This is a genomic window from Cyclobacterium sp. 10D3-21, from assembly GCF_055809755.1.
The window spans coordinates 289597-315191 of the sequence record NZ_CM147924.1; the positions used below are offsets into that span (position 1 = coordinate 289597).

Here is a 25595-nt window from a genome sequence, read left to right on the forward strand (position 1 = left end):
CATGACAAAAAACATGAGTTCAACCGACAGAATTGTAAGAACGTTGATTGCGATAGTTGCAATATATCTCTATTTTTCAGGGACCGTAACGGGAGGAGTTGGTATACTATTAATCGTTATTTCTGCAATCTTTTTATTAACCAGTCTGATAAGTTTCTGCCCACTTTACAAAATATTTGGCGTGAAAACCTGCAAAACAGATAAAGCTTAATCAGCTTATGCTATTAAACGCCTACACTTCCAGAAATCCTATTTCAGCACTTTAGGAATAATTTATCGAAAGGTTCGATCAAAACAAGGCATAAAAAAATCAGGAACAATTCCGTAGGGTAACTGTTCCTGATTTTATAAAAGGAGCTATTGAAGAGGTGGCTTGGTAAAAACCGTAGGCCTCAATCAATCAGTCCCTATTGCCCGTCAAAGTCATCATCATCTTCTTCTTCACCTGGTGCACCCAGGTCAAACATGCTGCTGAACAGGTCATTGAACTGCATACCTGTATCCAGTAACTTTTTGCTCAGTTGGCTGTGTTCCGCTAAACCATGCAGGGCAAACTCCATGTAAAATTCTTTTTCCTTCTCAGGAAGTTCTTTTACAAATTGAGTAGTAATCTTCTCTAAACCAGGCACGTCATGAAGTAGTTTTTTGTATTCTTTATCGCTTTGGGAAGCGAGTATATCCAGGCTATTTCCCTCACCAAACCAAGACAAGGGAAGTACATAAGGATTGCCTACTTTGGCTTTCTTTTTTTGCTCTGGTGAAGGGAAGTTTTGGGCAAACATGGTGCGAATGGCCTTTCCAATAAGGTTGTATGCTACAATTCCTGCTCCTTCCTGTTCTCCTTCATAAACAAGTTCTACCTTGCCGGTAATTGCTGGAATTACACCAATGAGGTCCACAATCCTTACAATTGTGTTTTCTTCATCGTTGAGGTACAACCTGCGTTCAGCAGCTGAAATGAGGTTTTCATATGCGGAAATGGTCAGCCTGGCAGAAACGCCACTCTTTTCATCCACGTATTCGCTTTCTCTTGCTTCTACCGCTATTTGTTCGATCAGGTCCTTCATTAGCTCAGGAACATGGATTTTCGCCATGGGCCTGTCCTTGATTTTGGCTTCCTGTTCGGTTATTTTTCTACCAATCGCGATGCTTTTTGGATAATGAGTAATGATCTGGCTTTCGATCCTGTCTTTAAGAGGCGTTACAATGCTCCCTCTATTGGTATAATCCTCTGGATTGGCTGTAAAGACAAATTGAAGGTCCAAAGGAAGCCTTAATTTAAAACCCCTGATTTGTATGTCACCCTCCTGAAGAATATTAAACAATGCCACCTGGATTCTTGCCTGCAAATCGGGCAATTCATTGATGACAAAAATGGAGCGGTTGGATCGTGGTACCAAGCCAAAGTGAATGACTTTTTCGTCGTTGTAAGACAGTTTCATCGTTGCTGCTTTGATGGGATCCACATCACCTATCAAATCTGCTACGGATACATCTGGTGTGGCCAGTTTTTCAGTATAACGGTCTTCTTTTGCCCACCAGGAAACAGGGGTGTCATCACCTTTCTCTGCGATCAAAGCTTTGGCAAAGGTAGAAATAGGACTCAAAGGATCATCATTCAGTTCTGCTCCTTCGACAACAGGGACATAATCGTCCAATAGCATGGTCATCATCCTCGCAATTCTGGTTTTGGCCTGACCCCGTAAACCCAATAGGTTGATATTGTGCTTGGAGAGAATGGCCCTTTCTATATCTGGTATTACTGTGTCTTCATAACCCCATACCCCCTCGAAAACATTTTCTTTGTTCTTGATTTTTTGAATAAGGTTGCTTCTAAGTTCTTCTTTGATGGTTTTGGGACTGTAACCAACTGCTTTTAATTGTCCTAAGGTCTTTATTTTCAATAAATCTTTATTGCTCATTTCTGTGTATTCCATGTTTTAAAAACGTTTCGTTCTATTTCTTCTGTAATCTTCAAAAATTAAATGTCCAAGCCCCTGGAGATTGCTATAATACGCATTGCCGTTATTCACGGTGGTAAATTCTTTTACAAACTCCTTCAGATAGGGATCAGAGGCGATCATAAAGGTGGTTACAGGGATCTTCATTTTTCTGCATTGCGCAGCGAGTTTTAACGTTTCCTTGAGGATTTTGCTGTCTATACCAAAGCTGTTTTTATAATATTTGATGCCTACCTTCAAGCAGGTAGGTTTACCATCAGTGATCATAAATATTTGCTTGTTAGGATTCTTTCTTCTTCGGAGCAGGTCCATGGCCAGTTCCAATCCTGCTACAGTATTGGTATGGTAAGGGCCTACCTGAAGGTAAGGGAGGTCTTTTATTTCAATTTGCCAGGCATCATTGCCAAATACAATTACGTCCAGCGTGTCTTTAGGATATCGGGTTTTGACCAATTCCGCCAGAGCCATTGCCACTTTTTTGGCAGGAGTAATACGGTCTTCACCGTATAAGATCATGCTGTGAGAAATGTCTATCATCAACACAGTGGAGGTCTGTGTACTGGCTTCACTCTCCACCACTTCCAAGTCATCCTCCGTTAAGAGGAAGTCACCAGAAAAACCATGGTTGATCTGGGCATTTCTCAAAGAATCGGTGAGGGCTATCTGATCCAGATTGTCCCCAAAGGCAAAGGGCCTGCGATCTGTGCCCCTTTCTTCTCCGGGCCCTGTATGGTTGGTCTTGTGTTGCCCGCCTTTTCCTCTCTTAAGTTTTCCGAATATTTCTTCAAGGGCGCTTTTTCGAATGGACTGTTCCGCTTTTCCGGTGATTTTAAAACCTCCGTTTCCCGGTTTCTCATCCAAGTAGCCTTTGCTCTTAAGGTCCTCAATAAAGTCCCCAATACCATAGCCTGGTTTGGTCATATTGTATTGCTTGTCCAAATCGGTGAGCCAGCTAAGTGCATCAGCTGCATCTCCACCTGTCATGGTGACCAACTGAAGAAAGATATCCAAAAGCTGCTCAAAAGTATTTTTATCTTCGTCCTTTTCAGGGACAAATTTGCTGAATCTAAATCCTTTCATAGTAGGTTAACAAGAATTAGGGGCATGAGGTTTAAACTTGACCAAATACCTTTGGAAAAATTATACTTGAAACAGTCTTTAGCACTACTATTTGTCGTTGCAATCACATAAAAACCAGTTAGATACTGATGTTTTAGTGCCAGCATAGCAGTCCAATGGCGTCCTCTTTTATTGTCAATGATTGTGCCAGTAAAACCGACTATTTGGAGAATACTTAATTAAATAAGCTCTCGAATTTCTTCAGACTGAAGGTTGCAGTTGATCCACTCCTCTTCCATACTTGCACCATATTTTTTGTAAAAATTTATAGCCGGTTCATTCCAATCCAGAACTTGCCACATCATTCCGGTACATCCGTCTTCTAATGATTTTGCCAGTACCCTTTCGAAGAGCAGTTTGCCAGCACCTTTGCCACGCTCTTTTTCGGTAATAATGTAATCTTCCAAATACAAACGTTTGCCTTTCCAGGTGCTGTAGCGGTAATAATATATGGCTGTACCTATTATGGTTTTCTCTTCACCTTTCTCGACAACGAAAAAGCCAAAGACAGGTTCCGGGCCAAACCCGTCTTTTTCCATCATTTCAAGTGTATTGGTCACCTCATCCGGTGCTTTCTCATAAACAGCCAGTTCATTGATCAATTCAAGAATGGCTGGCAAGTCTTCCTTTTTTCCTTTTCTTACAGTATACATAACTTGAAATTAATAAAATTGAGCAACTTTACCTTTAACCAGTCCGGCCTTTCTGTAAAATATTATTGACCAGTTCATTATTACTGCTTTACTTACTATTTTTATCTTTGATCCTAAATCCAACGACCTATGTTTTTATCCATCGATGCAGGCAATTCTAATATTGTATTTGGCTTCTATCAGGAAGCAGATAATTCCTGGCAAGAAGAGCTACGTATTCCCACCAAGAAAGGGATGAAAGTATATGACCTGGAAAAAAACCTTGCCCTCTTTTTTCTAGAGAAAAATTGGACTGCAGATAAAATAGATCAAATCGGATTGAGTACTGTTGTTCCAGATTTGTTGCCAGTATTGACGCGCTTGTGCCTTGGTTTCTTTCGAAAAGCACCTTATGTGATCAATGAAAGTAGTTATGGTTTGCTTCCTGTTAAGGCAATGAACCCGACAGAAATAGGAACGGATCTAATGGCCAACATTACTGCTGCTTATTTGCGATTTAGCTCCAGCTGTATCATCGTCGATTTTGGAACGGCCCTTACCTTTAGTGTGGTAGATCAAGGTGGTAATGTAATAGGTGTCAATATTTTTCCTGGCATCAAGACGGCTATTAATTCTTTGTTTACCAATACGGCCAAACTGCCTAAAGTGGAATTAAAAATGCCTGAATCAGCCTTGGGTAAAGATACCGTTCATGCCATTCAGGCAGGTATTTTTTATGGTTATTCAGGATTGGTCAGAGGCATGATTGAAACCATTGAACAGGAAACCAATTGTAACTATCAAGTGATGCTGACTGGAGGAATGTCTTCTTTAATGAATAATTTGGGAGAGCGGTTTAAAACTGTTGATGGGAATTTGACATTGAAAGGCATTTACCATATCACAAAGCTAAATTTAACAAATAAGTCCATTTCTTAATAACGCCCTGTTAGAGAAAACTTAGTAGGCATGGTGGAAAGGAGTCAATCTTCGATGATTTCCATTAACCGAGAACCTAGATTTGAAATGTTTACCACATTCTTTGAAAAACCAGAGACATTGGATAAAATGATAACGGCATTTTTCTTTTCTAAATCCAAGGTAAAAGAAGAAGAATAGCCACCAGTTCCACCACCATGCCACAACCATTTACCATCTTTTTTATTTTCAATCATCCATCCTAATCCAATGGACTTTTCATAGGGTGTGATGGAAAAGGTTTTCTTTTGAGTGAGTGCAAGTACTTGATTGTTCGGATTGAATTGTGCAAGGGCAAACTTCGTCAGGTCTTGGGTATTAGATAAGATGGCACCAGCGCCTTGCAAAACATTTAAATCCCAATTGGGCGTTTCTTTACCTTCCACATCCAGACCTTTGACAAGCTGAGGCATTACCTTTTCTCTATTGACGGTCGTGGATTCCATTTGAAATGGAATTGCAATCCTATTTTGGATCATTTCTTCATAGCTTGAGGAATCTATCCTGGTGAGCATGTAACCCAATAGACCAACCCCAAGATTTGAATAGTCAAATTGTAGTCCTGGCTCCTGCTTTAGTTCTAGTTGTTCTGTGAGATAAAAGCCCAATTTTTCTTCACCATAATCTTTGTAGGGATTGCTAATATCCACTTCAGAGGGTATTAGATTGTCTGGCAGCCTCGGCAAACCTGAGCTGTGGTTGGAAAGTTGTTGCAAGGTGAATTTCGGCTCATTTTTCAGTTTCCAGGGTAAATATTTGCTGGCAGGGTCATTGAGATTTAGCTTGCCTTCGAGGTTTAAGTCTGCCAATAAAGTGGCAGTAAAGACCTTTGAGATAGATCCTATTTCAAAAACTAGGTCTTGGTTTTCTACTGAGAACAAGGTGTCATTTTCTATTTTTACGCCATAAAATTCCGACTTTCCATTTTTTATTATGGCTATGGACAACTGGGTTTGGTTAAAAAATCCTTTCGATTCAGCATAAATCAACTTCGACTGCCCTTCCGTAATTTTCCCTTCATAAGCTTGCTGAAAGTTAACAGCTACTGGTTTTTCCTCGCAGCCAAAACCAATAAGTACTATTAGAACAAATATTTTAAATTTCAACATGAGGGCTTATTGTGTGTTGGGTTTTTAAGATAATAAAATAATTCCTGATTGTCTGAGAATTGAAAAAAAAACACGCATGGTAAATGTTTAAACATCAGTTGCTTACTAGGGTTTAGTTTTAAAAGAAAGCCATTGTATTTTGTCAATTGACCAATGTGTTTGTTTCAGGAAGTAACTAGGATGACGGCTCATATTCACCAGAAGACCGGATTGGAATGTTGGCGATTTTTAAAGTAATCACCGTTTAATTACCTTTGGTCATCATATCAGCTGGAAGGTCTTTTGTGCATCTGGCGAAAAGGAAAAAAATATGAAACGATACCTTAAAATACAGGCCTTTTTGGTTTTTGTCGTACTCTTTACAACTAGTGGATTGGCACAGGATAATAAAAAATTAACACTTGAAGCAGTCATTAAAGACCAGGTTTTTGAACCTAAAACCGTTCAAGGCATCAATTGGATGAAGGATGGGAAATACTACAGTAGTTTAAAAACTATAGCCGGTTTTACCCAGGTAGTAAGAATTAATGTATCTACAGGTGAGGAAAGTGAAGTGTTGATTGATGGTAGGGAATTGGGCCTCAATTTTAGCAATTACGCCTTCAATCCGGAGGAAAGCATGGCCTTACTTACATCTGAAGTAGAACCGATCTATAGGCGATCCACCAAAGCGATCTATCATTTGCTTGACTTGAAAACAGGCAGCTTAAAAGAATTGGAAAACGGGGATAAAATCTCCTATGCCACCCTGTCTCCTGACAATCAGAAAGTCGCCTATGTAAAGGAGAATAACCTCTACTACTTGGATCTAAAAACCAATAATAAGGTTCAGGTGACCAGGGATGGAGCAAAAAATGAAATTATCAATGGGGCTGCGGATTGGGTTTATGAAGAGGAATTCTCTATGTCCAAGGCCTTTTTCTGGTCCAATGATGGCAATAAACTGGCCTATATACGCTTTGACGAAAGAGAAGTGCCTGTCTTTAACATGCAAAAATGGGGAGCTTTGTATCCGGAAGATGAGCATTTTAAGTATCCTAAGGCAGGGGAGAAAAATGCAATCGTAAGTATTCAAATCTATAGCCTTGAAAAGGGGCACACACAAACTGTAGATACTGGTACAGATACAGACATTTATCTGCCCAGAATGTATTGGGCGGAAGACAACAATACCCTTGCTGTTATACGTTTAAACAGGCTGCAAAATCAGATGGACATTTTGTTTGCAGACAGTCAAACTGGTCAAACAAAAAACATCCTTTCTGAAACAGCAGACACCTATGTGGACATGGATTACAATGACAATTTTCTTTTCCTTCCTGATGGAGAGGGGTTCATTGGCACCTCTGAAAAAGATGGTTTCAAGCATGTCTATCAATATGACCTGGAAGGAAAGCTAATCCGCCAAATTACCAAAGGAGAATGGGAAGTGATCGAGTTGGTGGCTGTGGATGCCAAAACTGGAAAAGTATACTATGTTTCTACCGAACAGTCTCCATTGGAAAGACATTTTTATTCCATCAATCTAAATGGAAAAAAGAAAAAACTACTTACACCTCAGGAAGGCACCCATTCTATTAATATGAGTCCTGATCAGCAGTATTATATCGACGCTTACAGCACCGTTACGCAACCTTTGCAAGTTGTTTTGAGTGATAAAGAAGGTAGGGAGATTAAGGTATTGGAAGACAATAATGCACTTCAGGAGAAAATGAAGGAATATGGCTATCTCCCTAAAGAGTTTTTTGACTTCCAAACCTTAGATGGTACCCGCTTGAATGGCTATATGATAAAGCCTGCAGCTTTCGATCCGTCAAAAACCTATCCTGTGCTTATGTACGTGTATGGTGGCCCGGGATCTCAGAATGTAATGAACAACTGGGGAAGTACCCGTGATTGGTGGCACCAGCACCTGGCGGCTGAGGGATATATCGTGGTGGGTATAGACAATAGAGGTACCGGAGGAAGAGGAAGAGACTTCAAGCACAGCACTTACAATCAGTTGGGAAAACTGGAAACAGAAGACCAAATTGCAGGCGCGAAATACCTCGCTGAACTGCCTTATGTAGATGCAAGCCGTATTGGTATATGGGGATGGTCTTATGGAGGCTATATGTCTTCTCTGGCACTGATGATCGGCAATGAAACTTTCAAAACAGCCATGGCAGTAGCACCAGTAACCAGCTGGAGGTACTATGACACCATTTATACCGAGCGCTTTTTACAGACACCTCAATTAAACCCTGCCGGATACGATGACTTCAGCCCTATCAATCATGTAAACAAGCTCAATGGCAACTTTCTGTTGGTACATGGAACGGGCGATGACAATGTTCACTTTCAAAACAGTGTTGCTTTGGTGGATGCACTTATCGCTGCAGACAAGCAGTTTGACAATTTTTACTATCCCAATAGAAATCACGGGATACACGGTGGAAATACCACCTGGCATTTGTATAAAATGCTGACCAATTACGTGAAGGAAAAATTGTAATGGCTTCTGGTCAAAGTTTAGCGGAGCGTAACTTAGACCTAAAATGAGGAAATTTTTCAACTTTCATAAACCATTGCTGTAATTCAAATTGTAATATGAAATCGTTAACTTTATGGAACATAAAAAAATGATTCGTATGGATATTCAATCAATCAAAGTCGACCTTATCCATTGGCTCACCGAGCTTCAAGATTTGTCTGTCCTTGAGCAACTTCAAGGCATGAAAGCGAAACAAGAAAGTTCTTTGAAATTAAATCCCGAACAGACGAAGGAACTGGATAGCAGGCTTGAAAAATATGAAAATGGGGAAATGAAGTTTTCTCCTTGGGAGCAAGTAAGAGAGAGAATAAAAAGTCGTCTGGTCCAAAATTAAGAAACTTGTATCTTAAATATTTAATTCATTTTTCATCCATTATAATCTAGTGATATTTAAACTCCCTCAAGTTGAAAACTTGCGACATGATGGGACGAAGTTACCGCTGTCGCTTAAAATTCGACTAGTGGGGAAAATTCTGATAAGCTTCCTTAAATAAAAATTGACAAATGAATTATACACTTCTATTTTGTAAATTGATTACTATTTTAATAGGGGCTTTAAGTTGTAAAATTGGAGATGGGGTATTTAATGATAGATCTTTTTATATGTCTATTGATGGAACGGACAGCTTTACCTCTCTTCATAAGTGCATGAAATTGAAAAATAGTGATTCATGCTTAGATAATTATAGTCATTTTGAAAATATCGATTATTTAAAATATGTGGAGGAACATGGAAATGATATCGGTAAATTACCAGTTTTAACCGATGATATTATTTACTATATCGAAAATGAGGATATAAAGGAATTTCTTTTATTGGCTACGTTTCTTTATGATAATAATCATGTGACCTCAAAGCTGTACGATGATATGCTAAAAATATATATGGAAAAGGACACCACCAATTTAGTAGCTAATTATGAACTTGCTAAATTGAGATATATGGAAGGATATTTGGGGTTATCCCATTTTTTAATTGATAATCTTCATGCATTATACCCAGAAAACGTAGAGGTTAAAAGAATTAAAGGAGTTTTAGAAGAAGAATATGGTGACCAAACCTACGATAAGTCAATGGATTTTAAGGAGTATCTTGATTTAAATCCTTACTATATAGAGCCTTAATGGGAGTACAATTATCGCTCTTTTGGTCTAAGTTTAGCAAAGCGTAACTTAGATCTAAAATGAGAAAGTTTTCAACTTTCATAAACTAGCCTAAGGTGGTAAATTATAAGGTTTAATTCAGTTTTTTTATTTGGAGTGATAAGTATGTTGTAAACCCACTCAAGTTTAAAACTTTCGTTATGATGGGACGAAGTTGCTGCTATCGCTTAAACATTGAGAAGTTGGAGTAAAGGGAAACTAAAAAAAGAAGCATTGCAACTGAGTTTTTCAATCCTTGAAAGTCTCCCCACTTGTCCGGAAGAACAGCGGTAATAAGGTAAGCGGGGATGAGCAGAATTAAACTGTCAATAAATATTGACGCAACCCTATTACCCACAGGGGAAAAGACCACTTTTTTACTGAAAATTGATCTGTCTGTCTTTTAAAAGTTTTTATTCTGAGACATATTTCAGGAGCTCTTCAAGTTCTTTGTCGGTGAGGCTTTCCTTGTCTGATTTATCGTAAATGGTGAGCAAATACACGATATCATTAGCTATGGCAAAATTGGTGATCACTCTGGCACCACCAGATTTACCTTTACCTTTGGAAGATATCGATAATCGAATTTTGTAGCAATTATGACCTATCAAAGTTCCCTTTTGAGGGTTTACCCTAAGGCTTTGAATCAATGCAGGGTATTCCTTTTTTAGAGAAGGATACTTTTTAGCTAGTTTTTTTAAGTTCTTTTCAAACTTTGGAATAGCTTTAACACTATAATTCATCGATCAGGTCTTCAGCATTTCGTGCTTCCATTTTACCTTCTTTTACCAGCTTTAACTCCTCTACTGCTTCCTTAATATCTAGAATAAGCTCAGCTTTATTTTCAGATATTTGTGTGGCTTTTTTGATAAAAGTGAAGTTTTTGAGCAGTTCCATAAAAAATGCTGCTTTGCTATCTTGGATGTCCAGAAGTATCTTCATTATCAATTTTTTTATTAGGCAGAAGCCTTGGTGTTTATACAGTTCCGAATTGATTTAATAAAGCAGCTGTTTTAAACATAACTTTACCATTATCAATTCACTATACAAAAATAAGCAAATTATTTGGGCAAAAGAATAGACTGATGAAGGTTTGCAAGATTAGGTTCTATTGTCCGGTCTAAATTTAAAAATCGTTAACTTTAAGAGATAATAAAAAATAATCCAATGGATATTGCGGTAAAATACAAGATCATATCGGAAATCACCAATAGTAATGATGAGCATGTTTTGAATGCGGTCAAATCGCTTTTAAAAATTGATGATGAAGTGGATTTTTGGGAAGAGTTAAGTACGGATGACCGTGCGGCCATCGATGAAGGATTGGCGCAACTGGATAAAGGCCAGTTTTTGTCTCAAGAAGCTGTTCGTGATGAAATCAAAAAACGGTTTAATTTTTAGATTTGAGAATATCAATCCGCTATTTTTTCCGTGCCAGGCAAGAAGAAATGGAATTGCCGTCTGATCTAAGTTTAGCGGAGCGTAACTTAGACCTAATATGACGAAAGTTTTCAACTTTCATAAACTAGCCTCAGGTGGTAAATTATAAGGTTTAATTCAGTATTTTTATTTGGAGTGATAAGTATGTTTTAGACCCACTCAAGTTGAAAACTTTCGTTATGATGGGACGAAGTTACCGCTCTCGCTCAAACTTCGACCAGTAAAGAATTTTAGCAAATCGTAACTTCGACCAGTAAAGGATAATGTAGGGTTATTTATTAAAGATGATATATACAGGCAAGCAAAACGAATATTTTGAAATTCAATCCATTGACTCTTCTAATTGTAAACACCTGTTAGAAAGTCAGCCGGAGGTTTTGAAATTGATCTGGTTTACCTCGCACAATAATAAACTACTAATAGATGGGATTCCTTATACTTTCAATAAAAATGAGCTACTGAGCTTGTCCCAGCTCAATAAGCTGGAATATGAAAAAATCAATTCAATTAACCTACTAAGGTTTAATCGGCAGTTTTATTGCATTTTGGATCATGACAGTGAGGTCAGTTGCAAGGGGGTGTTGTATTATGGAGCCGCCACTCCTCCCATTATAAAGGCAGCCGACAAGGAACTGGAAATATTGGAAACTGCTTGGAAAATGGCAGTTCTGGAATTTGAAATGAAGGATGATCTTCAGCTTGAGATGCTTCAAATGATGCTCAAAAGGATACTTATTCTATGTACCCGTATTTTCAAGAGGCAAAAATTTCATGAAAGCCCTACGCCCAAACAAAATGATTTGTTTAGGGAGTTTAACTATTTGGTAGAAACGCATTTTAGGGAAAAACATACTGTGGCCGAATATTCAGAACTGCTATTTAAAGCGCCTAAAACCATCTCCAATACCTTCAAAAAGTTATGTGAAAAAACACCTTTACAGGTGATTCAGGAAAGAATTGTGCTGGAAGCACGAAGGTTGTTGTTTTACACGGATAAGGATGTTTCTGAGATTGGCTATGAATTGGGATTTCAGGACATACAATCCTTTAGTAGGTTCTTCAAAAATCAAGAGGGACTGTCTCCTACAGATTTTAGGGATAAAAAATAATACAGGATTTACCTTTTCTGGTCTTAGTTTAGCGGAGCGTAAATAGACCCACTCAAGTTGAAAACTTTCGACAAGATAGGACGAAGTTACCGCTATCGCTCAAACTTCGACCAGTCGTGAAAAAAATAGCAAGTACAAAATCCCGACAACAGTATGGAAACTATTGCCGGTTCAATAAAAGGTAAACGGTTAAGGTTTTTTTAGAATAGAGCTTAAATCAGCAGGGGAATAGTTAATTGATTTAAGGGTTTTATTGTCTTCCTTTCGATAGACGAGAAATACATCGTCAGATTTAACGTAATAACATTCTGTACCCTTACTTTGGTAATGCGCAACCGTGTCCATGGCTTCTTTTTCATTTTCACAGGCCTTGCTCATGTTGGAACGTTGCACCTCGTCAAATAAGGTCTTGAATTTATCTGCCAGGCCAAATTCCAATACGGCACCGGACAATACATACTGAATATCACATAGTGCATCAGCGACTTCTACCAAGTCATCATTGGCAATTGCTTCTTCAAGTTCCTTTAATTCCTCAGCTATTAAGGATACCCGAAGTTTACACCTATTGGCCTCTGGTATTACCGGAGAGGGAAGTATAGGATGTTTGAAAGTTTGGTGAAAACGAGCTACAGCTGTTAAGGTTTGCGGATCTTTCATGATAAAATTGTTTTTCAGCACCAAAGAAAAAAAATGTCTGCTTATGAAACCAATCAATTCAAGATAAAATGAATATAAATAGCAATTTGTACATCAGCTTACACTCGAATTATAATCCGGATTCGAAGGCATTGGGAAAAAGTGACGTTTTGAAGCCAACATAGCTTGAGATTTTGTCAGCATTGTGGCACACAAAAGCAACAATATCGCCAAAATCGTGTCTTATGTATTTTTCAAATCCATGGATTAAAACTCTTGGCGATTGATTATATCGTTGTTTCAACAAGGAGTAAAATGGAATGCTAAGACCTGGGTAAAAGGAAAGTAGGACAGTAATCGCAGGTGTAAAACCCTCAATTTTAAGACTTAATCCTATGGGAATTGATTTTAAACATAATAAACTAAACGATCCGGTAAAAGAGTTAGATGGAATTGCACATAAGGGTTCAAGATTCCATCAGTCATTAGAAGGTCTATTGAATATTTTAGGTTTAACTGGAATGTAACCTTATATAATTTTTTATGGGATTGCAAAAGCGGGAATATTACAGGAAAAGGAAAAAATTTACAAAGTAAAAATTAACGTTTTAGTACTTGGCAAGCAATTAAGTGCAAAAACGAGCCGCTTGAATTGTTCCCTAAATTTTCTTAAATAAACTATTTTAGGGCTGTTCCAGTTAAAGAAGGGTATTCGATTTTTGGCTATTTTACCATTGATCCTGATAAAAGGTAGCATTTTGATTGAGTGTTAATTTTTTTTTGGCACCAATTATTCATAAACAACAGTTTATTAGTCCCTTATGATTTGGGCTACAATAATCCTTTATTCAGCTACGAATTTTCGGTGCCATTATTGAAGCATTGTAAAATAAAATATTTATTATTAGCAGACTTTTACTTTCAGATATTCCTTATGTTGAAAAAAACAACAAGTAGTGCCTCGAAAATTTTTGTGCTAGATACATCAGTCATTTTATATGACCATCACTCCATTTTGAATTTTGCTGAGCATGATGTGGTCATCCCCATTACAGTATTGGAAGAGTTGGATCAGTTTAAAAAAGGAAACGATACTAAAAACTTTGAGTCCAGAGAATTTATTCGGCTTTTGGACAAGCTCTCCGAAGATCAAATGATTCACAAATGGACCCCTTTGAATGGGAAGAATAAAGGGGCCTTTAAAATCATGATGAATCCGGACAATAAATTCAACGCCAATGAAATATTTGGGGAGGAAAAAAATGACCACCGGATTCTAAATGCTGCATTAAGTTTAAAGCAGACCGAGAAAAACAGAAAAGTCGTCCTTGTCAGCAAGGACATCAACCTTAGACTGAAAGCTAAATCATTGGAAATTGCTGCTGAAGACTATGAAACAGGCAAAATCAAGAACATAAGTGAAATAGAAAATACGGGGAAAGGATTAATTGAAAATTTGAACAATGACATTATAAATGACCTTTACGAAAAAGGCAGTCTTGAGTGCAGGGAGGTTTTTGGTAAGAGAAGAAAAAACCTTCCAGAAAACAATACTTTTTATATTCTTAAAGGTGTGGAAAGCAATGCTTCCATACTTGCATTCTATGAAGCCGAAAAAAACCTCTTTTCCAGGATTTCTAAATCAGTAGCGTATAATATCAGTCCAAAAAATGCGGAACAGGCTTTTGCGCTTCATGCCATTTTGGATCCAAAAATTAAGCTTTTGACTGTTCAGGGTGTGGCAGGAACAGGAAAAACGCTTTTAGCCCTTGCAGGGGCTTTGGAACAGCGCAAAGAATACAAGCAGATCTTTTTAGCGAGACCAATTGTTCCTTTAAGCAACAAGGACATTGGATATTTACCTGGAGACATCAAATCAAAGTTAAACCCCTATATGGAACCACTTTGGGATAATTTGAAGTTCATTCAAAACCAATACCAGGAAAGTGATAAAGAATACCAACGCATCACGGATATGATCAACCAGGAAAAACTGGTCATTCAGCCACTTGCTTATATACGTGGCCGTTCATTATCCAATATTTTCTTTATAGTGGACGAAGCCCAGAATTTAACACCTCATGAAGTAAAAACCATTATCAGCAGGGCCGGTGAAAACACGAAAATAATTTTCACCGGAGATGTTTTTCAAATCGATACGCCTTATTTGGACAGTCAGAGTAATGGGTTGTCCTATCTTATAGATAGAGCAAGAAACCATCCACTTTATGCCCATATTAAGCTAGAAAAGGGAGAAAGATCTGAATTAGCCAATCTCGCCAATGAATTGCTTTAAGCCAAATGGCTTAACTCTCAGTTATGGTATTGAGTTTTGCCAGGAAGCTGTTGTAATATTGCCTTCCTACCTGCACAATATCACCTGTCCTCAAATTGATTTCTTTGGTGTTGAAGCTTTCTATTTGAGCCAATTGAACGATATACGATTTCTGAACCCTTAAAAATAAGTTGGAGGGTAATTTCTCCTCCATATCCTTCATCGATTTTCGAATCGTGAAATTTCTATTTTTGGAGAAGATTGTCACCATGTTTCCATTGGCTTCAACATAATATATATCGCTGTAATCTACCCTTTCAAAACTATTGTCTGCTTTGATATAAACAGCATCCACTACAAGGTAAGGGCTTTCTGCTATTTTGGAAGAGGCTCCTTCAGAGGTAGTAGGTCTTGTTCTTTGATTGTAAAGCACAATTTCTACCATTGCATGGATGTCATTGCTATTGAAAGGCTTAACAATAAATCCGGCAGGATGTGTTCTTTTGGCTCTTTCTATAATGGCAGGATCACTATAAGAAGTAACATAAACAATAGGGGCATCCACCATTTGCTGAATTATTTCGCCCAGTTCAATTCCATCTTTATCTCCTTTTAACTTGATATCCATGAATACCATGTCAGGACGGTATTTTTTTACCACTTTGATAGCCTGATTTGCAGAATTGGCAATGTCTATGTTTACATAACCTAAAAGTTGCAAAATTTCTTCGATGTTTTCAGAAATATTTACATCATCCTCAACGATCAGTATCCGTTCTTCTTTCATTTCTAAACTGTTTTAATTGAAAAATTCTATTATTGGTGCTGTGACGAAATTTACAATTAAAATACAAATAAAAGTACAGAATAAACAATTAACTGATCATTTAAATAAACTATTTAGGTTTTATTGCTACAGACTCATTAAATCTTTGAACCTGGCAGCCTGTCTTCGACTGACCTCTATTCGCTCTCCACCTTTGAGTGTTACTACCAAACCTCCATTGAACCATGGCTCTATTGTTTCCACCCAGCTTAAATTTATAATGTGTTTCCTACTTGCTCTAAAGAAAGATTTTTCATCCAATCTTTCATCAAGTGCATTAAGTGACTTGTGAATCATTGGCTTATTTTTCTCAAAATATACCTTTATATAATTACCATCAGATTCAAAAAGTCGGACATTCGCTAATTTTACAAACCAACATTTGTCTCCATCTTTAACAAAAACCTGGTCGTTTAAAGCCAACTTATCCTTAGGTGCGTCCGTTGTGAATTCGTCTTCCTTTTTTAATTCCTCAAGCTTTTTCTCAAGCTTTTTTAAGGTCTCAGTTAGTCTTTCCGGTTCTATTGGCTTTAACAAATAGTCAAGCGCATTTACCTGGAAAGCCTGTAGCGCAAATTCATCATATGCAGTAATAAACACAACCAAAGGAACATAATCCAATTCCTCAAGAAGGTCAAAACCCGTTTTCTCTGGCATTTGTATGTCCAAAAATACTACATCTGGCTGTAGGCTTTCAATCTTTTCCTTGGCTTCATCTACATTTGGGGCTTCGCCCAGAATTTCTATGTTGTCATTTTGGCTCAGTAAGCCGATAAGCTCTTTTCTGGCCAATCTTTCATCATCTACTACTAATACGCGCATAATATTTATATTTTCCTCTAAATTAACCTTTTTGTTTCGGTATTTTTATTTCTGTCACCACAAATTCATTTCCATAATTGAAAATCTTGAATGAGGCCTTGTTGCCAAAAATAAGTTTTAACCGTTGAATTGTATTGGCAATACCGTGGCCTTCGCCTTTTTTCTTGGTAGATCCTGATGGTTTTAACTGCCCACTGTTCCTTACCCATATGTATAAATCATCCAGTAAGCCCACTGTACATTTTATCTCAATTAGTCCACCTTTCATTAAATTTGATATTCCATGTTTGATGGCATTTTCTACGATCGTCTGAAGCATCATAGGAGGGATTCTGTATTGGTAGGTTTTAGGCTCCACATCATATATTACCTTTAACCTCTCCTCAAATCTAATTGATTCTAGATTTAAATAGTCTTTTACCGTCTTCATTTCATCTGATAAGGAGATGGTCTTGTGCTTGTCTACCACTAATGAATACCTCAAAATATTAGACAATTGGGTGATCGCTGATTTAGCTTTAATTGGATCTTCATCTACCAAGGCCCGGACACTATTGAGGGCATTGAAAATAAAATGTGGGTTTAGCTGATTGCGTAAGTGGATAAGCTTAATCTCATTGATCCTTGCTTGATACTGCAGACTGGAGTTGTAATTGTCCAGAAAGTAAAACAGAAAATACAACAAGGCCCATAAGGAGTAATAAAGAAAGCTGGTAAATAAATTGACTATTAAAACCAAAGGGCTGAAATCCTGTGGAACATGCAAAGTGCCAAAAATCCAGTTGATTAGAATTTGGGATACAGTATTTAGGACACCGAGAATCAAAACGGCAATCAAGACATGGCTTATAAGTTTGGTAATGGGAAACTCAAGCCAACTTTTATTTTTGATTAAGTACCGAAAAAAATGGGTGGATACAAAATAGAATATTGCCAAAGAAAAATAGGCCCCAATTTGAATCGGCGTTATACCTCGTGCCATAGATACAAAAAACAGGTTGACCAAAGCAAAGCTTAGCCAACCAAAAATTTGTAACAACCAATATAACTTGTATTTATTCATTCAATGCCCTTCTTCCCCCTGCCCTTTTGCCATTACTGAATTGCGGCTGTTTTATTCAGAGGTATTTTGTCAAGGATTTTATTGATCAAATCACGGGTGCTGACACCGTCCGCCTCAGCCTCATAATTTAAGATTATTCTGTGGTTAAGGACATCTTCGGCAATTTCTTTGATGTCTTCCGGCAATACATAATCTCTGCCTTGCATAAAAGCATTTGCTTTGGCTGCAAGGTTTAGGTTTATTGATGCTCTCGGAGAAGCACCAAACTGAATGTATTTCGCTTCTTCATGCATGCCATATTTTTCAGGATATCTTGTAGAAAAGACCATCTCGATGATATAGTTTTCCAATGCTTCTGCTATCTGCACTCCATTAATGGCATTTCTTATGGCAAAAATGTCTTCTTTTCCCAAAATTGGGTTGACCTCGGATATAAAGTTGGCATTGGTCATTCTTCTCATGACTTCTAACTCATCGGATTTGGAAGGATAATCGATGTTAACCTTCATCATAAACCTATCTACCTGTGCCTCCGGCAATGGGTAGGTTCCTTCCTGATCTACTGGGTTTTGAGTAGCCAAAACCAAAAATGGTCTGTCAAGTGGAAAAGTAGTCTCACCGATGGTGACTTGTTTTTCCTGCATGGCTTCAAGTAAAGCGGATTGTACTTTAGCAGGAGACCTGTTGATCTCATCAGCTAAAACGATATTGGAAAAGATAGGCCCTTTCTTTACCTCAAAATTAGCATTCAATTGATTGTATATCATGGTCCCGATCAGATCAGCTGGTAATAGATCCGGGGTAAACTGAATCCGCTTAAAATCCAGGTGAAGTACCTTGGATAGGGTATTTACGGTCAAAGTTTTGGCTAGGCCGGGCACCCCCTCCAATAAAATGTGGCCGTTTGTAAATAATCCAATTAAGAGCCTGTTGACCATTTTTTCCTGGCCAACTACCACTTTTTTTACTTCATTAATTACTTCCTTTATCTTCTCCTGATGCATAATGGATATTTGAAATTTCTATTGATTTTTTGCCTATAAGAAGCCTAAATTAGAACAAATCATTCTTTATCGCAATTTAGTACCTTTTCTTCTTTTTCGTTTTTTGATATGCAGGCTTTTTAATGCCCTCACCGGTTTGTATTTTACCTGAAATACCCAAAGTAGGGTAAAGGGAAGCACCATCCAGAAGCCTAACTTCACCTACCCCAAACCCTTTCATGCTTAATCCTTCTACAGACCACCTCACCAGGCGAAGGGTGGGAAAGCCTACTGCCGCAGTCATTTTTCTTACCTGTCTATTTTTCCCTTCTTTAAGGGTGATGGCTATCCAGGAATCAGGCACATTTTTTCTAAACCGAATGGGTGGATCTCGTTCAGGCAATAAGCCCGCTTCATCCTGAAGTCGTTTTGCCTTTGCCTTTAGGGTCTTGTGAATTTTTTTGTTAACAGATATTTCTACTCCAGTTTCGAGATCCTTCAAGGCTCTATCCGTTATTTCTCCTTCTACTTGAACCCAATAGGTGCGTTCATGTGAATAATTCGGGTCCAACAATAAATGGTTTAGCCGCGTGTCATTGGTTAACAACAATAAACCTTCGCTGTCTTTGTCCAATCTGCCCACAGGGTAAACATCAGAAGGGAAATCACTAAGCATGCCTAACGTATTCCCTTCCCCACTGAACTGACTCAAAACACCAAAAGGCTTATAAATAATGTAATAACTAAATGCCATAATAATCTTTTACCGCAACAATTGGAATAGTTCGTTTAATTGAGGGGTAAGAATGATTTCAGTCCTCCTGTTTTTTGCTCTTCCTTCAGCTGTATCATTTGAGGTCTTTGGATAGTAAAAACTTCTTCCTGCAGCGGTTACCCGCTCCGGAACTACATCATAGGCGTTGGTCAGAATACGCACAATCGCAGTTGCTCTGGCGGTACTCAAAGCCCAATTGTCTTCGAATTTACCTCGGATAGGAACATTGTCAGTATGCCCTTCAACTAATATTTGTATGTCAGGACTGTTATTGATCACTACTGCCAATTTACTGAGTGCCTCTTTGCCATCTTTGTTTACTGTAGCACTCCCTGAGGGAAACAATAGCTTGTCTTGCAAAGAAACATATAATTTTCCATCCTGTTCATATACTTGCAACTCATCTGATCGGTATTGAACCAAAGCTTTGTCAATAGTGGTCTTTAAGCCTTCCATCACCGCTTTTTGTTCATCCAGCAGACTTTGTAAAAGATCTAACCTTTCCTGTTGCTCCACCATGCGTTGCTCTTTTGTAGAAAGCTCTTGTTGTACTGAGGATGAAGTAGCAATAGCCCTGTCAAGCTTGGCTTCCAAGGCAGCATTTTTGCTTTTAAACGCAGCTACTACCTCTTCCAACATATTGGCCTTTGCCTTAAATTTATCCAGACTATTTTTGGTGCTGTCCAGATTATTTTCCGTCTCTCTCAATGAACGCATCATTTCTGCATTCCTTATATTTACTTCGTTGTATTTCTTTTGGGGTACGCAAGAATACCATAAAGGTATTAGCAGTACTATACTTCGAAAAATTATCTTGTTCCACATAATTGTCTTGTTTTAAGAAACCTGCAACGAAAAACATACCAATTTAAGGGCTTCTACTTAAAACTTCGCTTTTTACCCCAATTAGTTCAAGAAATCCTGCTCCAATTCATTTCATTCTTCTTTAGCCGGGACAACTGATCTGCTATTGGCTTATTTTCCTGACTGTTAAGGTGAGGGTCTTTTTCTAAAATGGATTGGGCAGACGCTCGCGCCTGAACGAGGATTGCACTGTCTTTTCCTATATCCGCAATTTTTAAATCCGTAATGCCTGATTGTTGGGTGCCGGCCAAATCACCAGGACCTCTTAGTCTGAGGTCTACATCTGCGATCTCAAACCCATCATTGGTTCTTACCATGGTATCTAAGCGGACCCTACTGTCTTTACTCAATTCGTATTTACTCATTAATACACAGTAAGATTGGTCTGAGCCTCTGCCTACTCTTCCTCTCAATTGGTGTAATTGCGAAAGGCCAAATCTTTCAGCGTTCTCTATTACCATAACCGAGGCATTTGGCACATTTACGCCAACTTCTATGACAGTGGTTGCCACCATTATTTTCGTCTCGTTTTTTACAAACCTATTCATCTCAAAATCTTTGTCTGCGGGCTTCATGTTGCCATGCAATATGCCGATAGGGAGATTTGGAAATGCCCGACAGATGCTTTCGTATCCATCCATTAAACTTTTGAGGTCCATCTTTTCAGAATCTTCAATCAATGGGTACACAATATATACCTGACGGCCTTTTTCAATTTCTTTTTTCAAAAAACCAAAAACCTTAAGCCTGTCCTTGTCATATCTGTGCACTGTTTGGATGGGCTTTCTTCCCGCAGGCATTTCATCAATCACAGAAATATCCAGGTCTCCGTATACCGTCATCGCAAGTGTCCTTGGAATAGGAGTAGCGGTCATTACAAGCACGTGCGGATAAAAATCACTGTTCTTTCCCCATAACTTTGCCCTTTGGGCAACTCCAAATCGATGCTGTTCATCAATTATAGCCAGGCCTAGCTGTTTAAATACCACCACATCCTCTAAAAGGGCATGGGTTCCTACTAGTAGATTTAGTTCTCCAGACTTTAAAGCTTCATGAATAATTAGTCGGTTTTTTTTACTGGTAGACCCCGTCAGAAGGGCAATTTTTAGCCCCATTTTTTCGGAAAATTCTTTTAACCCTTCGTAGTGCTGTGTGGCCAGGATTTCAGTTGGAGCCATAAGACAGGTTTGAAAACCTGAATCCACTGCTACCAAGAGACAAATAAATGCTACAATGGTTTTGCCTGAACCTACATCTCCCTGGACCAAACGGTTCATTTGTAAGCCAGACTTGAGATTGGTGTAGATTTCTCTAATTACCCTTTTTTGAGCATTGGTGAGGTCAAAAGGTAAAAACTCCTTGTAAAACTTTGTTAATAGTCCTGTCTTGTCTAAAACTTTTCCCCTGAATGTTTCGGTTCTGGTCAGGTTCATTTTAAGTAATCGCAATTGTAGGAAGAAAAATTCTTCAAACTTCAGTCGGTGGAGGGCTTTTTTTAATGCCTGATGGCCGGAGGGAAAGTGAATCTCTTTTAAGGCTAGCGGTTTGGGGTCTAATCTCAGAGATTGGCAAAGTGAATAAGGCAGGGTCTCGGGCACCTTTGGAAGAACCAATGGAAGCAAGGTCTCTAATATTTTGGACAAACCTTTGCTGTCAAGGTACCTGCTCCTCAATTTCTCGGTGGTAGGATAAACTGGCTGAAAATTGGCGTCTTTTTCTTGTTTATTGGTGAGCGGCTCGAGTTCTGGATGGGCAATGCTGATTTTCCTTCCAAACTGCTGGGGTTTCCCAAAAACCACCATTGGAGCACCTTTTACCAATCTTTTGGCTACCCATTGTATTCCTTTGAACCAGGTGAGTTCTATCGCTCCGGTTTCATCTCTAAACTGGGCCACAAGACGTTTTTTTCTGCCATCACCGATAGTCTCCATGGAGTAAATGGAGCCGATCAACTGCACTTGCTGCATATCTGATCGGATGTCGCTAATCTTATAAAATTTAGTTCTGTCCTCATACCTGAAAGGATAGTGTTGGAGCATTTCACCGAAGGTAAAAATGTCCAACTCCTTATTGATCAAAGTTGCTTTTTGAGGGCCTACTCCTTTCAGGTATTCAATTTTAGTATCAAAGAATCCGGACAAGTTTTACTATTTAATGCTTCACAGAAATTTTCTCTTAAGGTTCGTTTCAAGCGTCTTGATTTCCTGTCTTTTTTCCATGAATGCCGTCAGCAACTCCGCTTGATTTTTGGATCGGTGAAGGTTTTGTTCCACGTAATCCACTTGATAATAAATGTTTCCCTTGAGGTGGTCAGTTAGAAAACGAAGGCCCATGATAAGTGTCATCATTTCGGCACCAAATGGGAGAGAGTCTAACTCCTCCTCTGTAATATGTCCGGCAAGAACGGTATAAAAACCTTCAAGTAGCCCTTCATATTTGACCATGTCGACCTTTATTTGTCCCCAATCCAATGAGGATTCATCCCTTGTACAGGCAACTGTTCGGGCAAGGTCTCCAAAATCATAAAACACGAAACCTGCCATAATGGTATCCAAGTCTATTACGGCATTGACTTTCTTTAAGTCTTCACTAAAGATCAGGTTGTTTATCTTGGTATCATTATGGGTCGCCCTAAGGGGTAGTTGGCTTCGGTAAGCTCCATATTGTTCGAGTAAATCCTTACGGGATTCATAATAGGCAATCATCTCCCTGGTTTCCTCATTTATTTCAATGGCGGGTGCTTTTAATGCCTCATCAAATTGACTATAGCGCCATTCAAGGTGATGAAAATCCTGAATGGTATCCTGAAGTTTGTCAGAATCAGTAGGTAGAAATACCAGTACAAAATAAGCAAAAGCTTCTGCGGCTTTGCTTGCTTGCTCTTTATAATCAATATCATCTCTTGTCACTCCATTGACAAAAGGGAAAAGTCTATATAGGCCTCCATCCAATTCGGTAAACAGACCACCATCCTGGTTCGGTATAGGCAGTGGCAATACAAAAGGGATGTTTGTAGGATCAAAATTATCAAGTAGGTAGCCCAGATTGTTAGAAATGCGTTCCGGATATTTAAAAACGGTATCATTAAATTCCTGTAATATATAGGACTGGGTGCTGCTTTCCACCTTGAACGTTTTATGGATATGTCCTGAGCCAAATCTACTGGCAACCAGGTTTTCTGCCTCTAACTTATAGGCAGCTTTGAGCGCATCCAAAATTGTTTCTTTCATAGTAATAATTCCTAGTTCTTAGAATGCCAAAGGGATTTAATTTGACACCTTGGGCATTTTCAAATGGTAAATTTACAATACTTTTAAATTATATATTATTGAAAGGGTTTATATTTACCTTTGTAGTCTTTTGAAACACCTTAAAAGGCTAATTACTTCTCGTTCAACAAATATTTAAAGGAATTAATTAAAATAATTGAAAAAGTTTTATTTATTTAGAAAAATTTTCTTCTTACTCGAAGGTTGAAAAATTAGTTAATAGCCATTATTCGAAAAAATTAAAATATAAATACTTCATCATGAATATTTCAATCCTTGATTGGGCAATAATCATTGCATTTTTTGTTATTTCCATGTTAATAGGGGTATACGCCTCTAAAACAGCGGGTAAAAACGCTAAAGAATTCTTCCTTTCCGGAAGAAATATGCCATGGTGGTTGTTGGGGGTTAGTATGGTTGCCACTACCTTTTCTGCGGATACCCCCAATTTGGTAACTGATATTGTAAGAAAGAATGGTGTTTCAGGTAACTGGGTTTGGTGGGCATTTCTGTTGACAGGGATGTTGACCGTCTTTGTTTACGCAAAACTTTGGAGACGGTCTGAGGTTACTACAGATTTGGAATTCTATGAACTTAGGTACGGAGGCAAAGCCGCCGCTTTTTTAAGAGCCTTTAGGGCACTGTACCTAGGGGTGTTTTTCAATGTAGTGATCATGGCAACAGTTTCCCTGGCAGCGATTAAGATCTTTGGCGTTATGCTTGGTTTTAGTTCTATACAAACGCTTTTAATCGTTTCTGTCGTTACTGTGTTTTATAGTTCATTGGGTGGACTGAAAGGCGTTTTACTAACTGATTTCTTTCAGTTTTTCATTGCCATGGCTGGTGCCTTCGGAGCAGCCATTTATATTGTTACTTTACCTGAAATAGGAAGTCTTGATGCATTGTTGACACACCCAAATGTAGTGGGAAAACTAAACATCATTCCAGACTTTAGTGACTGGAACGTATTGATACCTTTATTTATTATGCCTTTGGCGATACAGTGGTGGGCCACATGGTACCCAGGTGCAGAGCCAGGTGGTGGGGGGTATATCGCTCAGCGAATGTTATCAGCCAAAGATGAGAAAAATGCGATTGGTGCAACATTGTTGTTCAACATCACGCATTACGCTATTCGTCCCTGGCCTTGGATTATTATTGCTTTGTCTTCCCTAATACTTTTCCCTCAGTTGAGTGATATGCAAGAGGCTTTTCCTCATATAGAAGCCAGCAAACTAGGAGATGATTTGGCTTATTCTGCCATGCTTACCTTCCTTCCAAAAGGACTGATAGGGATCGTACTTGCATCGTTGATAGCTGCAGTAATGTCCACCTTGTCTACCCACCTCAATTGGGGCTCATCCTATGTAGTTAACGATTTTTACGCTAGATTTATTAAGCCAGAAGCTACTGACAAAGAACTTGTAGCCGTTGGAAGAATTTCAACAGTTGGGCTTATGCTGCTTGCTGCATTATTAGCTACTGTACTATCCAATGCGCTTGAAGCGTTCAATATATTGTTACAGATTGGTGCGGGTACTGGCTTGATTTTTATCTTGCGCTGGTTTTGGTGGAGAATCAACGCTTATACCGAAATTTCTGCCATGATCGTATCCTTTATAGTGGCAATTTATTTTGAGTCAATTCACAATAAATTAGGATTTTGGCCAATACCGGAAGATATGATTTACCTAAAATTACTTTTAGGCGTCACTATCACCACGATTACCTGGGTGTCTGTTACCTTATTGACCAGGCCTGAGGATGATAAAGTATTGATCGCTTTCTATAAAAAAGTTAGGCCAGCATCTTATGGTTGGAAAAAATTATTGGTCAAACACCCTGAGGTAAAAGAAGAAGTTGGTCAACTGCCAATGGAAATTGGATTGATGCTAATTGCTTCCATTATGGTCTTTTCGGCATTATTTGGTGTGGGATTCTGGATCTACGGCGAAACAATCCCTGCAATCATTGCTACAATAATTACGTTGGCCGGAGGTTTTCTTGTCTATAAAGGGTGGAAAAAGATGAGGACAACCTAAAACGACTGCTTTT

24 protein-coding genes are annotated in these 25595 nt (G+C 38.5%); 9 read left to right on the forward strand and 15 right to left on the reverse strand.

Annotation, left to right across the window (positions count from 1 at the left end):
• Positions 1-13: 13 nt before the first annotated feature.
• The gene (locus AC0L7T_RS01305) at positions 14-211 is read left to right on the forward strand and encodes a YgaP family membrane protein (RefSeq protein WP_473340535.1); all 198 of its coding nucleotides are present in this window, start codon (positions 14-16) and stop codon (positions 209-211) included.
• Positions 212-407: 196 nt separating this feature from the next.
• Here AC0L7T_RS01305 and AC0L7T_RS01310 read toward each other — a convergent pair whose 3' ends face one another.
• From AC0L7T_RS01310 to AC0L7T_RS01320, 3 genes are all read right to left on the reverse strand, one after another.
• On the reverse strand, positions 408-1937 hold the full coding sequence (locus tag AC0L7T_RS01310) for a magnesium chelatase (protein WP_473340537.1): 1530 nt from the start codon (positions 1935-1937) through the stop codon (positions 408-410).
• A gap of 3 nt (positions 1938-1940) precedes the next feature.
• Entirely contained in the window at positions 1941-3041 is a 1101-nt protein-coding gene (locus AC0L7T_RS01315) for a vWA domain-containing protein (protein WP_473340540.1), read from the reverse strand.
• Between the two features lie 218 nt (positions 3042-3259).
• Positions 3260-3733: a GNAT family N-acetyltransferase gene (locus AC0L7T_RS01320; RefSeq protein ID WP_473340542.1), complete on the reverse strand. Its 474-nt coding sequence runs from the start codon at positions 3731-3733 to the stop codon at positions 3260-3262.
• Positions 3734-3862: 129 nt separating this feature from the next.
• Here AC0L7T_RS01320 and AC0L7T_RS01325 point away from each other — a divergent pair, with 129 nt between their 5' ends.
• Positions 3863-4651: a type III pantothenate kinase gene (locus AC0L7T_RS01325; protein ID WP_473340543.1), complete on the forward strand. Its 789-nt coding sequence runs from the start codon at positions 3863-3865 to the stop codon at positions 4649-4651.
• Positions 4652-4695: 44 nt separating this feature from the next.
• On the opposite strand, the gene AC0L7T_RS01330 is transcribed toward AC0L7T_RS01325, so the two are convergent.
• Positions 4696-5799, reverse strand: a complete 1104-nt coding sequence (locus AC0L7T_RS01330; RefSeq protein ID WP_473340546.1) for a serine hydrolase domain-containing protein — start codon at positions 5797-5799, stop codon at positions 4696-4698.
• Between the two features lie 310 nt (positions 5800-6109).
• On the opposite strand from AC0L7T_RS01330, the gene AC0L7T_RS01335 reads away from it, so the two are divergent.
• The 3 genes from AC0L7T_RS01335 (at position 6110) to AC0L7T_RS01345 (ending at position 9457) form a co-directional block, all read left to right on the forward strand.
• Positions 6110-8293 (forward strand): S9 family peptidase, encoded by a 2184-nt coding sequence (locus AC0L7T_RS01335; protein WP_473340547.1) that lies wholly within the window; start codon positions 6110-6112, stop codon positions 8291-8293.
• A 136-nt stretch (positions 8294-8429) separates the two neighbouring features.
• Complete coding sequence (locus AC0L7T_RS01340) at positions 8430-8666, forward strand: addiction module protein (RefSeq protein ID WP_473340549.1); 237 nt, start codon at positions 8430-8432, stop codon at positions 8664-8666.
• Between the two features lie 170 nt (positions 8667-8836).
• Positions 8837-9457 (forward strand): hypothetical protein, encoded by a 621-nt coding sequence (locus tag AC0L7T_RS01345; protein ID WP_473340550.1) that lies wholly within the window; start codon positions 8837-8839, stop codon positions 9455-9457.
• Positions 9458-9888: 431 nt separating this feature from the next.
• Here AC0L7T_RS01345 and AC0L7T_RS01350 read toward each other — a convergent pair whose 3' ends face one another.
• Positions 9889-10218: a type II toxin-antitoxin system RelE/ParE family toxin gene (locus AC0L7T_RS01350; protein WP_473340552.1), complete on the reverse strand. Its 330-nt coding sequence runs from the start codon at positions 10216-10218 to the stop codon at positions 9889-9891.
• Entirely contained in the window at positions 10208-10417 is a 210-nt protein-coding gene (locus AC0L7T_RS01355) for a hypothetical protein (RefSeq protein WP_473340553.1), read from the reverse strand. Before AC0L7T_RS01355 ends, AC0L7T_RS01350 begins: the two co-directional genes overlap by 11 nt.
• 225 nt (positions 10418-10642) lie before the next feature.
• Between AC0L7T_RS01355 and AC0L7T_RS01360 the strand changes: the two genes are divergently transcribed.
• Positions 10643-10876, forward strand: coding sequence for a hypothetical protein (locus AC0L7T_RS01360; RefSeq protein ID WP_473340555.1), 234 nt, complete (start codon positions 10643-10645; stop codon positions 10874-10876).
• A 323-nt stretch (positions 10877-11199) separates the two neighbouring features.
• Positions 11200-12024 carry a helix-turn-helix domain-containing protein gene (locus AC0L7T_RS01365; RefSeq protein WP_473340557.1) on the forward strand — a complete coding sequence of 275 codons (825 nt, stop codon included), beginning with the start codon at positions 11200-11202 and terminating at the stop codon, positions 12022-12024.
• 189 nt (positions 12025-12213) lie between these two features.
• Here the strand turns inward: AC0L7T_RS01365 and AC0L7T_RS01370 are convergent, their stop codons facing one another.
• Positions 12214-12684 (reverse strand): pyrophosphohydrolase domain-containing protein, encoded by a 471-nt coding sequence (locus AC0L7T_RS01370; protein WP_473340559.1) that lies wholly within the window; start codon positions 12682-12684, stop codon positions 12214-12216.
• A 913-nt stretch (positions 12685-13597) separates the two neighbouring features.
• On the opposite strand from AC0L7T_RS01370, the gene AC0L7T_RS01375 reads away from it, so the two are divergent.
• Entirely contained in the window at positions 13598-14959 is a 1362-nt protein-coding gene (locus AC0L7T_RS01375) for a PhoH family protein (RefSeq protein ID WP_473340562.1), read from the forward strand.
• 10 nt (positions 14960-14969) lie between these two features.
• Here AC0L7T_RS01375 and AC0L7T_RS01380 read toward each other — a convergent pair whose 3' ends face one another.
• The 8 genes from AC0L7T_RS01380 to AC0L7T_RS01415 all read right to left on the reverse strand — a co-directional run bounded on the left by AC0L7T_RS01380 (position 14970) and on the right by AC0L7T_RS01415 (position 23501).
• On the reverse strand, positions 14970-15725 hold the full coding sequence (locus tag AC0L7T_RS01380; RefSeq protein ID WP_020889996.1) for a LytR/AlgR family response regulator transcription factor: 756 nt from the start codon (positions 15723-15725) through the stop codon (positions 14970-14972).
• Between the two features lie 126 nt (positions 15726-15851).
• Complete coding sequence (locus AC0L7T_RS01385) at positions 15852-16586, reverse strand: LytR/AlgR family response regulator transcription factor (RefSeq protein ID WP_473340564.1); 735 nt, start codon at positions 16584-16586, stop codon at positions 15852-15854.
• Positions 16587-16608: 22 nt separating this feature from the next.
• Positions 16609-17649 carry a sensor histidine kinase gene (locus AC0L7T_RS01390; RefSeq protein ID WP_473340565.1) on the reverse strand — a complete coding sequence of 347 codons (1041 nt, stop codon included), beginning with the start codon at positions 17647-17649 and terminating at the stop codon, positions 16609-16611.
• 32 nt (positions 17650-17681) lie between these two features.
• Positions 17682-18653, reverse strand: coding sequence for an AAA family ATPase (locus AC0L7T_RS01395; RefSeq protein ID WP_473340568.1), 972 nt, complete (start codon positions 18651-18653; stop codon positions 17682-17684).
• 76 nt (positions 18654-18729) lie between these two features.
• Positions 18730-19386 carry a pseudouridine synthase gene (locus tag AC0L7T_RS01400; RefSeq protein ID WP_473340571.1) on the reverse strand — a complete coding sequence of 219 codons (657 nt, stop codon included), beginning with the start codon at positions 19384-19386 and terminating at the stop codon, positions 18730-18732.
• 9 nt (positions 19387-19395) lie between these two features.
• Positions 19396-20232, reverse strand: a complete 837-nt coding sequence (locus AC0L7T_RS01405) for an OmpA/MotB family protein (RefSeq protein ID WP_473340574.1) — start codon at positions 20230-20232, stop codon at positions 19396-19398.
• An 86-nt stretch (positions 20233-20318) separates the two neighbouring features.
• Entirely contained in the window at positions 20319-22412 is a 2094-nt protein-coding gene (recG, locus tag AC0L7T_RS01410; protein ID WP_473340576.1) for an ATP-dependent DNA helicase RecG, read from the reverse strand.
• Positions 22413-22430: 18 nt separating this feature from the next.
• Positions 22431-23501 carry a phosphotransferase enzyme family protein gene (locus AC0L7T_RS01415; RefSeq protein WP_473340578.1) on the reverse strand — a complete coding sequence of 357 codons (1071 nt, stop codon included), beginning with the start codon at positions 23499-23501 and terminating at the stop codon, positions 22431-22433.
• 299 nt (positions 23502-23800) lie between these two features.
• Here AC0L7T_RS01415 and AC0L7T_RS01420 point away from each other — a divergent pair, with 299 nt between their 5' ends.
• Positions 23801-25582, forward strand: coding sequence for a sodium:solute symporter family protein (locus AC0L7T_RS01420; RefSeq protein ID WP_473340580.1), 1782 nt, complete (start codon positions 23801-23803; stop codon positions 25580-25582).
• Positions 25583-25595 lie beyond the last annotated feature (13 nt).